This window comes from Micromonospora sp. NPDC047557 (assembly GCF_043205095.1).
Classification (GTDB): domain Bacteria; phylum Actinomycetota; class Actinomycetes; order Mycobacteriales; family Micromonosporaceae; genus Micromonospora.
Genome location: NZ_JBIDDK010000010.1, coordinates 243133 through 252688, shown reverse-complemented (window position 1 = coordinate 252688; position 9556 = coordinate 243133). Strand labels below are relative to the sequence as shown.

11 protein-coding genes are annotated in these 9556 nt (G+C 74.0%); 5 read left to right on the top strand and 6 right to left on the bottom strand.

Annotated features, from left to right (window positions below; all coding sequences use genetic code 11):
- The 5 genes from ureG to ACGGAQ_RS23090 all read right to left on the bottom strand — a co-directional run.
- Nucleotides 1-794 (bottom strand): urease accessory protein UreG (gene ureG, locus ACGGAQ_RS23110; protein WP_393052395.1); only part of this gene is annotated, 794 nt, incomplete at its 3' end.
- Complete coding sequence (locus ACGGAQ_RS23105; RefSeq protein WP_393052393.1) at nucleotides 784-1590, bottom strand: urease accessory protein UreF; 807 nt, start codon at nucleotides 1588-1590, stop codon at nucleotides 784-786. The genes ACGGAQ_RS23105 and ureG, both read right to left, overlap by 11 nt.
- The gene (locus ACGGAQ_RS23100; RefSeq protein ID WP_393052391.1) at nucleotides 1590-3293 is read right to left on the bottom strand and encodes an urease subunit alpha; all 1704 of its coding nucleotides are present in this window, start codon (nucleotides 3291-3293) and stop codon (nucleotides 1590-1592) included. Before ACGGAQ_RS23100 ends, ACGGAQ_RS23105 begins: the two co-directional genes overlap by 1 nt.
- Nucleotides 3290-3655, bottom strand: coding sequence for an urease subunit beta (locus tag ACGGAQ_RS23095; protein ID WP_393052389.1), 366 nt, complete (start codon nucleotides 3653-3655; stop codon nucleotides 3290-3292). The genes ACGGAQ_RS23100 and ACGGAQ_RS23095 overlap by 4 nt, the downstream gene beginning before the upstream one ends.
- On the bottom strand, nucleotides 3652-3954 hold the full coding sequence (locus ACGGAQ_RS23090) for an urease subunit gamma (RefSeq protein ID WP_354860532.1): 303 nt from the start codon (nucleotides 3952-3954) through the stop codon (nucleotides 3652-3654). Before ACGGAQ_RS23090 ends, ACGGAQ_RS23095 begins: the two co-directional genes overlap by 4 nt.
- A gap of 424 nt (nucleotides 3955-4378) precedes the next feature.
- Here ACGGAQ_RS23090 and ACGGAQ_RS23085 point away from each other — a divergent pair, with 424 nt between their 5' ends.
- A complete protein-coding gene (locus ACGGAQ_RS23085; protein WP_393052387.1) occupies nucleotides 4379-5188 on the top strand; it encodes a hypothetical protein in 810 nt (269 codons plus the stop codon).
- 66 nt (nucleotides 5189-5254) lie between these two features.
- A complete protein-coding gene (locus ACGGAQ_RS23080; RefSeq protein ID WP_393052385.1) occupies nucleotides 5255-5659 on the top strand; it encodes a hypothetical protein in 405 nt (134 codons plus the stop codon).
- 6 nt (nucleotides 5660-5665) lie between these two features.
- On the opposite strand, the gene ACGGAQ_RS23075 is transcribed toward ACGGAQ_RS23080, so the two are convergent.
- Nucleotides 5666-6853 (bottom strand): LLM class flavin-dependent oxidoreductase, encoded by a 1188-nt coding sequence (locus tag ACGGAQ_RS23075; protein WP_393052383.1) that lies wholly within the window; start codon nucleotides 6851-6853, stop codon nucleotides 5666-5668.
- A 191-nt stretch (nucleotides 6854-7044) separates the two neighbouring features.
- On the opposite strand from ACGGAQ_RS23075, the gene ACGGAQ_RS23070 reads away from it, so the two are divergent.
- From ACGGAQ_RS23070 to ACGGAQ_RS23060, 3 genes are read left to right on the top strand one after another with little or no spacing between them, the layout of a single operon-like run.
- A complete protein-coding gene (locus ACGGAQ_RS23070; RefSeq protein ID WP_393052381.1) occupies nucleotides 7045-8022 on the top strand; it encodes an aliphatic sulfonate ABC transporter substrate-binding protein in 978 nt (325 codons plus the stop codon).
- Nucleotides 8019-8852, top strand: a complete 834-nt coding sequence (locus tag ACGGAQ_RS23065; protein ID WP_393052379.1) for an ABC transporter permease — start codon at nucleotides 8019-8021, stop codon at nucleotides 8850-8852. Before ACGGAQ_RS23070 ends, ACGGAQ_RS23065 begins: the two co-directional genes overlap by 4 nt.
- Nucleotides 8825-9556, top strand: a complete 732-nt coding sequence (locus ACGGAQ_RS23060; RefSeq protein ID WP_393052377.1) for an ABC transporter ATP-binding protein — start codon at nucleotides 8825-8827, stop codon at nucleotides 9554-9556. The genes ACGGAQ_RS23065 and ACGGAQ_RS23060 overlap by 28 nt, the downstream gene beginning before the upstream one ends.

The following is a 9556-nucleotide window of genomic DNA, read 5'->3' as shown; positions in this document are numbered from 1 at the left end:
CCGCGGGGCGACCGCGCCCCCCGGGGCGGGCGGGCGGGCGGGGGGCGGGGGGGCGGGCCCGGGGGGGGGCCCCCCGGGGGGCGCCCCCCCCCGCCCCCCCCCCCCGCGGGGGGGCCCCCGACGATCGACAGGAAGACGGTCGGGAGGTCGCCGCGCCGGGCCCGCGCGTCCCGGTCCATCACCGCGAGGTCGGCGCCCACCATGGGCGCCAGGTCGGTCTTGTTGATCACGAGGAGGTCGGCGGACGTGACCCCGGGCCCGCCCTTGCGCGGCACCTTGTCCCCGCCGGCCACGTCGACCACAAAGATCTGCCGGTCGACCAGGCCCCGGCTGAACGTGGCGGTGAGGTTGTCCCCGCCGCTCTCCACCAGCACCAGGTCCAGCGGACCGAGCGCCGCGGCCAGTTCGTCCACGGCGTCGAGGTTGGCGCCGATGTCGTCGCGGATGGCGGTGTGGGGGCAGCAGCCGGTCTCCACGGCGCGGATCCGGGCCGGGTCCAGGACGCCGGCCCGCTTGAGGAAGTCGGCGTCCTCGGTGGTGTAGATGTCGTTGGTCACCACGCCGAGCCGCAACTCGTCGGCGAACGCCCGGCACAGGGCGGCCACCAGCGCGGTCTTGCCGGACCCGACCGGCCCGCCGATGCCGACCCGCAGCGCTCGGCCCGCGGGTGCCAGCGGCGGGTGCGGGTCCACCCCCGGCTCGGGATGGGTGTGCGGAACGGTCTCGTCGTGCGGCGGCCCGGCAGCGGGTGCAGCGGCGGGTACATCGGTCGGCTCAACAGTGTCAGGACGCAAAGAGACGCACCTCCCAGGTGGCGTGGACTTCGGCAGAGATGTCGGCGAGCGGGGCGGCAGCGGCCGGCAGCCGCTCCGGTGGATCGTCGGCGGCACGGGCCGCGTCGGCGGCGGTGCCGTCGCAGAGGTCGGCGAGGCCGACCAGCAGGGCCTGGACCTGGTACGGGTCGAGGCCGAGCAGACGTACGCCGGCACTGGCCGCACCGGTGACCGTCCCGTACGCGGCGACCGTTGCGGTCTCGGTGCGGCTCAGCCCGGCGGCGGCGCAGAGCAGCCCGAGCACCAGCGGCTGGTGCGCTCCCTGAGGTGTGGCGGGCAAATCACCGAAGGGAGCCTGCGGCCAGATGGCCCGTCCGGCGCGCAGCAGCGCCCGCCCCTGGCGGCGGGACACCGCGCGCAGCGCCGGAGCGGCGGTCCGCGCGTCCAGCTCCGCGTCGAGCCGGGCCAGCGCGTCCGACCGCGCGGCCGAATCGGCCGGCGCGCCCGACCGTCCCGCGGAATCGGCCGGCGCACCCGACCGCCCGGCGGGATGGCCACGTCCGACCGGCCGTGCGGTGGCCTGGGCTGGTTCGGCGGCGGTGCCGCCGGCTGGCAGCGCCACCCGGTGTGCCGCCGCCGCGAACGCCGCGCCGACCAGCCCGGCGGTGGTCAGCCGGCCGACCAGGAACGACTCCAACGAGGCCAGGTCGCTGACCCGGCCGGCGGCGACGGCCGCCTCCAGACCGCCGGAGTGCGCGTGCGCGCCGGCCGGGAAGCGACCGTCGGCCAGCAACAGGAGCAGGCTCGACGTCGCCATCAGAACAGGAAGTACCGCTGGGCCATCGGCAGGTGGGGCACCGGGTCCGGCTCCACCACCTCGCCGTCGATCCGCACGGTGAAGGTGTCCGGGTCCACCTCGATGCGCGGCATCGCGTTGTTCTCCGGCAGGTCGTCCTTGCCCCGGGACCGCACGTCGGCGACCGGCACGACCCGCCGCCGCACGTCCAGGCGCAGTCCGGCGTCCAGGGCCGCCGGCGCGACGAACGTCAGACTGGTGGCGGCCGCCGCGACCCCGTACGCCCCGAACATCGGGCGCGGCAGCATCGGCTGCGGGGTGGGAATCGACGCGTTGGCGTCACCCATCTGGGCGTACGCGATCATGCCGCCCTTGAGCACGAGGTGCGGTCGTACGCCGAAGAACGCCGGGTCCCAGAGCACCAGGTCGGCGAGCTTGCCGGGCTCGACCGAGCCGATTTCGCCGTCCAGCCCGTTGGCCATCGCCGCGCAGATGGTGTACTTCGCCACGTACCGTCGCGCGCGGTGGTTGTCGGCCGCGCCGTCGCCCGGCAGCGCGCCCACCCGCTCCTTCATGACGTGGGCGCTCTGCCAGGTCCGCAGGATCACCTCGCCCACCCGGCCCATCGCCTGCGCGTCGGAGCCGATGATGGAGATCGCCCCGAGGTCGTGCAGCAGGTCCTCGGCGGCCATGGTGGACGGTCGGATCCGGCTCTCGGCGAAGGCCAGATCCTCCGGCACGGACGGGTTGAGGTGGTGGCAGACCATCAGCATGTCCAGGTGCTCGGCCAGGGTGTTGCGGGTGTACGGGCGGGTCGGGTTGGTCGACGAGGGCAGCACGTTCGGCTCGCTGGCCACCGTGATGATGTCCGGCGCGTGCCCGCCTCCCGCTCCCTCGGTGTGGTACGAATGGATTGCCCGCCCGCCGATCGCGCGCAGCGTGTCGGCCACGAATCCGGCCTCGTTGAGGGTGTCGGTGTGGATCGACACCTGGACCCCGGAGGCGTCCGCCACCCGCAGGCAGGCGTCGATCGCCGCCGGGGTGGTGCCCCAGTCCTCGTGCAGCTTGAAACCGCCCGCGCCGGCGCGCAGCTGCTCCCACAGCGCCTCTTGCGAGACGGTGTTGCCCTTGCCGAGCAGCAGCACGTTGACCGGCAGCGTGTCCAGCGCCTCGTGCATCCGGGCCAGGTGCCAGGCGTTGGGCGTGACAGTCGTGGCCCGGGTGCCCTCGGCGGGGCCGGTGCCGCCGCCGACAAGCGTGGTGACGCCGCTGGCGAGCGCCTCGGTGACGATCTGCGGGCAGATGAAGTGCACGTGGGTGTCGACGGCGCCGGCGGTGAGGATCCGGCCGTTGCCGGCGATCACCTCGGTGGCCGGGCCGATGACCAGGTCCGGGTGGACGCCGGACATGGTGTCCGGGTTGCCGGCCCGGCCGAGAGCGACGATCCGCCCGTCGCGCAGCCCCACGTCGGCCTTGACCACACCCCAGTGGTCGAGCACGACGGCGCCGGTGATGACGGTGTCGAGGGCTCCTTCGGCGCGGGTGGCCCGCGACTGCCCCATCGACTCGCGAATCACCTTCCCACCGCCGAAGACGGCCTCGTCGCCGCCGACGCAGTGGTCGGCCTCCACCTCGATCAGCAGGCTCGTGTCGGCCAGCCGGATGCGGTCACCGGTGGTGGGTCCGTACAGGTCGATGTAGCGGTCCCGCCGCACGGCGCTCATCGCGCCGGCCCGTCGCTCGTCGGTGCGTCTGTGGTCGGCGCGGCCGGGGACGCCTCGTCCAGCGGCCCGGCGCACTCCCCGCGCAGGCCCGGCACGATGCGCGCGCCGCCGAGCGGGACCAGGTCCACGCTGCGGCTCACGCCCGGCTCGAAACGGACCGAGGTGCCCGCCGGTACGGCGAGGCGCTGCCCCCAGGCCGCGACCCGGTCGAAGGTCAGGGCCGGGTTGGTCTCGGCGAAGTGGTAGTGCGAGCCCACCTGCACCGGCCGGTCGGCGGTGTTGACCACGACCAGGGTGGTCACCGGCCGGCCCGCGTTGATCTCGACCGGGCTGGCCGCGGGCAGGATCTCTCCCGGGATCACGGGATCGGGTGGTGCACCGTCACGAGCTTGGTGCCGTCCGGGAACGTCGCCTCCACCTGCACCTCCCTCAGCAGCTCGGGGATGCCGTCCTGGACGTCGTCGCGGCCGAGCACGCTCCGGCCGGCGGACATGAGGTCGACCACCGACCGACCGTCGCGGGCGCCTTCGAGCAGGAAGGCGGTGATCATCGCGACGGCTTCGGGATAGTTGAGGCGCAGGCCGCGTTCGCGGCGGCGGCGGGCGACATCGGCCGCGACGTGGACGAGCAGGCGGTCCTGCTCGTGCGGGCTGAGGAACACGGGACTCTCCGGTGGGGATCGGCGTGTCCGGCTCGCCGTCGGCTCCGTACGGAGCTGCGCCGGGCAGCAGTCACCCGGGGACGAGCTGGAGTCACACGACCGCCGGAACCACAGTCGACGGGGTGGCCCGGGACTCCACCATCCCGGCCCGCGCGACGGGCATCCGGCGGTGTCCGGTCGGATGCGGACCGCACCGCCCACCGCTTGAGCAGACCGTAGAGGATCGTCACCGGCCGGGGCAACAGTCCGTTCGGGATCAGCGGCGACGCCACGGCCCGTCGGATAGCCGACTCGCCGCCGCGCATCCTGGCGGCGTGCGGCACTCGGCGCACGAGCGCGTCGATGGGATCATGACAGCGCGGGTCCGTCCCGTCGTCCCGCCCACTCCCGCGCGGTCGCGCGACGTGCACAGTGGAGGTAAGCGTTGGGAGAGTCGGCCACGCCGCCCGCAACGAGCGGCGGCAGCGGCGATCACCGGATCCGGACGCTGGCCGTGATCGGCGTGGTGGCCAACGTTCTCGGTGTGGTGACCGCGGTGGAGAGCTGGCTGAAACGGGACGTGCTGTTGTTCGCTCTCACCCTGACCGCGGTCCTGGTGCTCGGCGGGTTCTGGCTGTGGTACCGGCAAACCCGCGTCGCGGTCGCTCTGCTGGCGATGGGCTGCCTGCTGCTCGGCGGTGTCGTGGCGACCCAGCTCAGCCGCCAGTCGACGCCGCCGCCCACCGCCGGCCCCCCGACGGGGACACCGGCGACCTCGGCCGCCGCGCCCCCGCCGACCACCGGCCCCGCCACGCCGTCCGCGAGCCAGGCCACCCCGACCCCCGGGGGTACGACTGACCCGGACGCGCCCCGCACCCTCGTCGAGCGGACCGTGGTGTTGCCCCGCTTCGCCGCGGTCGACGTCGACCGGCCGGATCAGCAGGTCGTCAGGGACCACTCGGACGGCGCCACGGACGGGCTGGACCTGTACCACGACTGGGGACAGGTGCGCTCGGACAACGTCCAGGTCGCCAACGCGCCGAACGTCTACCCGTACTCCGGCGGCAATCCCGCCCAGGCGTACGCGGGCTGCGTCGCGTCGGCCACCGGCTCGGCGCGGCCCTCCTTCACACCCGACGCCGACTGGTGCTTCCGTACGTCCGAGGGGCGGATGGGGTTCGCCACCATCACCACCACCCGGGCGGATCAGGCGTTCGTCGTCCACGTCGTGGTGTGGGACGCCACGGGCGCCTGACGCTCGGGTCGTCGACGGGTACGGGTACTCATTCCCCCGCGAGTCGATGCGGGAGATGATCGCCCGATGACGGCGACGAGGCGTACGCACGCACTGTTCGGTGCGGTGTTCCTGGCGGTGGCCACGGTCGGGGTGTGGCTGCTCTGGCTGGGCTGGGACACCGGTTACACGGTCGACGCGCAGACCGGCGCGACCAGCGGCCCGTACGAGCCGTGGCAGGTGATCGGCTGCGTGCTGACGCTCGTGCTGCTGGCCGCCCTGGCCGCGTGGCGGCTCAGCCCGTGGCTGGTGGCTCCCGTGATGACCGTCGCCTTCACCGCTGCCTGGTCACGCCAGGCAGCGTCGCGCGACGACAGCGGACTGTGGGTCGTCGGGGCGGTCCTGGTGCTGGTCGGGATGGCGGTGGGCAGTACGGCGGTGAGCCTCGCCGTACGCCGGGTCGCCCGTGGTCGGAGCGGCCGTTCCGGCTAGGACGTGTCAGCGGGCCGCCACGGGCTCCGGCGCCGGGCGGGGTGTCGTCGTCCCGGCGAAGGGGATGTCGACGGCGTCCGCCGGACCCGGCTGGCCGTCGGGGTGCCGCCACAGCCCGCGCTCGCGCAGGATCGGCAGCACGCCCTCGCCGAACCAGTACGCCTCCTCCAGGTGCGGATAGCCGGAGAGGATGAACTCGTCGATGCCGAGCGCGTGGTACTCGGCGATCCGGTCGGCGATCTCGCGGTGGCTGCCGACGAGCGCGGTGCCCGCGCCGCCCCGGACCAGCCCGACGCCGGCCCACAGGTTGGGTGAGACCTCCAGGCTGTCGCGGGAGCCGCCGTGCAGGTCGAGCATCCGGCGCTGCCCCTCGGACTCGCTGCGGCGCAGCCCGTCCTGCACGGCCCGGATGTCGGCCTCGGCGATGCCGTTGAGCAGGCGGCGGGCCTGTGCCCACGCCTCGTCGGCGGTGTCCCGGGCGATGACGTGCAGCCGGATGCCGAACCGCAGGTCCCGGCCGGCGTCGGCGGCCAGCGCCCGCACCCGGTCCAGTTTGCCGGCGACCTGGGCCGGCGGCTCGCCCCAGGTGAGGTAGACGTCGCTGTGGCGTACGGCCACCGGCAGGGCGGCGGCGGACGAGCCACCGAAGTAGACCGGCGGCGCCGGGTCGGGCAGCCGGTGCAGCCGCGCCTGCTCGACGCGCAGGTGCGTGCCGTGGTGGTCGACCGTCTCACCCCGCCACAGCGCGCGGACGACGTGCAGGAACTCGTCGGCCCGCGCGTACCGGGCGTCCTTGTCCAGGAAGTCGCCGTACGCCCGCTGCTCCTGCGACTCGCCGCCGGTGACCACGTTGAGCAGCAGGCGGCCCCGGGACAGCCGCTGGAACGTCGAGGCCATCTGGGCGGCGAGGGTGGGTGAGGTCAGGCCGGGTCGGAAGGCCACCAGGAACCTGAGGCGTTCGGTGACCTCGGTGAGCATCGCCGTGGACAGCCAGGCGTCCTCGCACCACGCGCCGGTCGGGGTGAGCGCGCCGACGAAGCCGAGCTGCTCGGCGCTGCGGGCGATCTGCCCGAGGTACGCCACGCTGGCCGGGCGGGCGCCTCCGGCGGCCCCGGTCGGCACGCCGTGGCCGCCGCCGACGATGTCCCGGCTGTCGCCGTTGGTGGGCAGGAACCAGTGGAAGGTGAGGGTCATCGCGGCTCTTTCCTCCAGTGCGCGGCGGAGCGGGTGCGGGCGGCGCGCGCGGTGAGGCGGGCACCTCCTGAGGGGTGGGACGATCCCGCCGACAGCCTACCCATAAAACCTACCGGGTTAGTAGGCTACCGCCCACGCCACCCACGCCGGTCGATGCGGCCCGGCACACCTGCCCGACCCAAGGAGCCGCCATGCGTACCCCCTCGTCGAGTCATCCCCCGCGTCGCCGCCTGCTGACGACCGCGTTCACCGCGGTGGTCCTGCTCGCCACGGTCGCCGTGAGCGCCTGCGGCGGGTCCGCCGACGCCGGAGGCGACGCGGGCAAGCTGCGGATCGGCTACCAGCGGTTCGGAGGGCTGAGCCTGGTCAAGGCCCGCGGTGGCACCCCGGGCGTCGAGTGGTCGCTGTTCGAGAGCGGGCCGGCCCTCACCGAGGCGCTCAAGGCCGGCTCGATCGACATCGGACAGGTCGGCGAGGCGCCACCCGTCTTCGCCGCCGCCGGAAAGATCCCGTTCTCCATCATCGGCACCTCGGCGCCGATCCCGCAGGGCGAGGCGGTGCTGGTCAAGGCCGACAGCGGCTACCGCAGCTTCGCCGACCTCAAGGGCAGGACGATCGCCCTCAACAAGGGCTCCAACGTGCACTGGCTGCTGGTCCGGCTGCTGGAGGCCAACAAGATGACGTTGAAGGACATCAACGTCAAGTATCTCAAGCCGGCCGAGGGGCGGCCCGCGTTCGACAGCGGGCAGGTCGACGCCTGGGTCATCTGGGACCCGTACTTCGCGCTGGCCGAGCAGCCGGGTGTCCGGGTGCTCGCCGACGCGACCGGCCTGGCCAGCAACCGCGAGTATGTGCTGGCCGCCCCCGACGCGGTCGCCCAGCGCTCGGACGACATCCGGGCGTTCCTGCAGCGCTACCGCGAGGTGACCGACTGGGGCATCGCGAACCCGCAGGAGCGGGCCAGCACGCTGGCGCCGGAGTTGAAGATCCCGCAGGACGTCACCAGCCGCGCCCTGGACCGCAGCGCCAAGCCGCTCGCCCCGATCACCCCGGCCATCGGCGACGAACTCCAGGCGATCACGGACAGCTTCATCGCGCTGGACCTCATTCCGGGCCCGGTCGACATCAGGAGCCGGCTGGACGACCGCTTCAGCGCGGTGTTCCAGTGAGCCGTACACCTCTGCTGGAAACGCCGCCGGAGGCCGCGGCCGTCGCGCCGCCCGACCCCCGCCGCCCCCGGCCGACCCGGCGGTGGCGGCGGCTGGTCAGCCCGGTCGTGCTGGTGCTGGGCTGGGAACTGGCCGCCCGGACCGGGGTGCTGGCGCCGGAGAAGCTGCCCGCGCCCAGCGACGTGCTCGCCACCGGCTGGCGGCTGTCCCGCGACGGAACGCTCGCCGTCCACCTCGTGGACTCCCTCACCCGGGCCGGAGCGGGGCTGCTCATCGGCGGCATCCTGGCGCTGGTCCTGGGCACGGTCGCGGGGCTGTTGCGACTCGGCGACGACCTGGTCGACCCGCCGGTGCAGATGGCCCGGATGCTGCCCCACCTGGGCCTCGTGCCGCTATTGATCATCTGGGTCGGCATCGGCGAGTCGCTGAAGATCAGCCTGGTGGCTCTGGGGGCGTTCTTTCCCATCTACTTCAACACCTACGCCGGCATCCGGGACATCGACGAACGGTTGGTGGAGGCGGCCCGCGCCTGCGGGCTCGGGGCGGCCGCCCGGCTGCGCCACGTGGTGCTGCCCGGCGCGTTGCCGTCGCTCTTTCTCGGCCTGCGGCTCGCGATCGGGGCGGCCTGGCTCAGCCTCGTCGTCGGTGAGCAGGTCAACGCCCAGAGCGGCATCGGCTTTCTGATGATGGAGGCGCGGGAGTTCAGCCAGACCGACGTCGTGGTCCTCGGCCTGCTCGTCTACGCGCTGCTCGGGCTGATATCCGACCTTGCCCTGCGCGTTGCGGAGAGGAGGATGTTGACATGGCGACGCGGACTGCGGGCCACCTGACCGGCACGACGCCGGTGCTGACCGCCCGCGCGATCCATCGGACGTTCGGGCCGACGGCCGTGCTGGCCGGGGTCGACCTGACCATCGCGCGGGGCGAGGTGGTGGCCCTGCTGGGCTCCAGCGGTTCCGGCAAGAGCACCCTCCTGCGGGTGCTCGCCGGCCTGGACGGCGACGCCACCGGCGACACCGTCGTGCACGGCACCGCCGCCGTGGTCTTTCAGGAACACCGGCTGCTGCCCTGGAAGCGGGTGGCGGCCAACGTCGGGCTCGGCCTGTCCGGCCCGGACACCGCCGGCCGGATCGAGCGGGCGTTGCGCGAGGTCGGGCTGGCCGAGCGGCACCGGGCCTGGCCGGCCGAACTGTCCGGCGGGCAGGCGCAGCGGGTGGCCGTCGCGCGCGCCCTGGTCCGCGAACCGGACCTGCTGCTACTCGACGAACCGTTCGGCGCTCTCGACGCGCTCACCCGGCTGAGGATGCAGATGCTGCTGCGCCGGCTGCGCGCCGAGCACGGCTTCGCCGCCCTGCTGGTCACCCACGACGTGGAGGAGGCGCTCCTGCTGGCCGACCGGATTCTGCTCCTCGACGAGGGCCGCATCGCCGCGGAGCTACCCATCGACCTGACACCCACCCGCACGCCGGACGACCCGGGCTTCGGCGCGCTGCGCCGCCACCTGCTCGACCGACTCGGCGTTCCCACCACCTGA

Excerpts from the sequence above, each read along its gene's own strand:
- ACGGAQ_RS23105 (WP_393052393.1), bottom strand. The coding sequence starts at position 1,590 with ATGGCGACGTCGAGCCTGCTCCTGTTGCTGGCCGACGGTCGCTTCCCG.
- ACGGAQ_RS23100 (WP_393052391.1), bottom strand. The coding sequence starts at position 3,293 with ATGAGCGCCGTGCGGCGGGACCGCTACATCGACCTGTACGGACCCACC.
- ACGGAQ_RS23080 (WP_393052385.1), top strand. The coding sequence starts at position 5,255 with ATGACGGCGACGAGGCGTACGCACGCACTGTTCGGTGCGGTGTTCCTG.
- ACGGAQ_RS23075 (WP_393052383.1), bottom strand. The coding sequence starts at position 6,853 with ATGACCCTCACCTTCCACTGGTTCCTGCCCACCAACGGCGACAGCCGG.
- ACGGAQ_RS23070 (WP_393052381.1), top strand. The coding sequence starts at position 7,045 with ATGCGTACCCCCTCGTCGAGTCATCCCCCGCGTCGCCGCCTGCTGACG.
- ACGGAQ_RS23060 (WP_393052377.1), top strand. The coding sequence starts at position 8,825 with ATGGCGACGCGGACTGCGGGCCACCTGACCGGCACGACGCCGGTGCTG.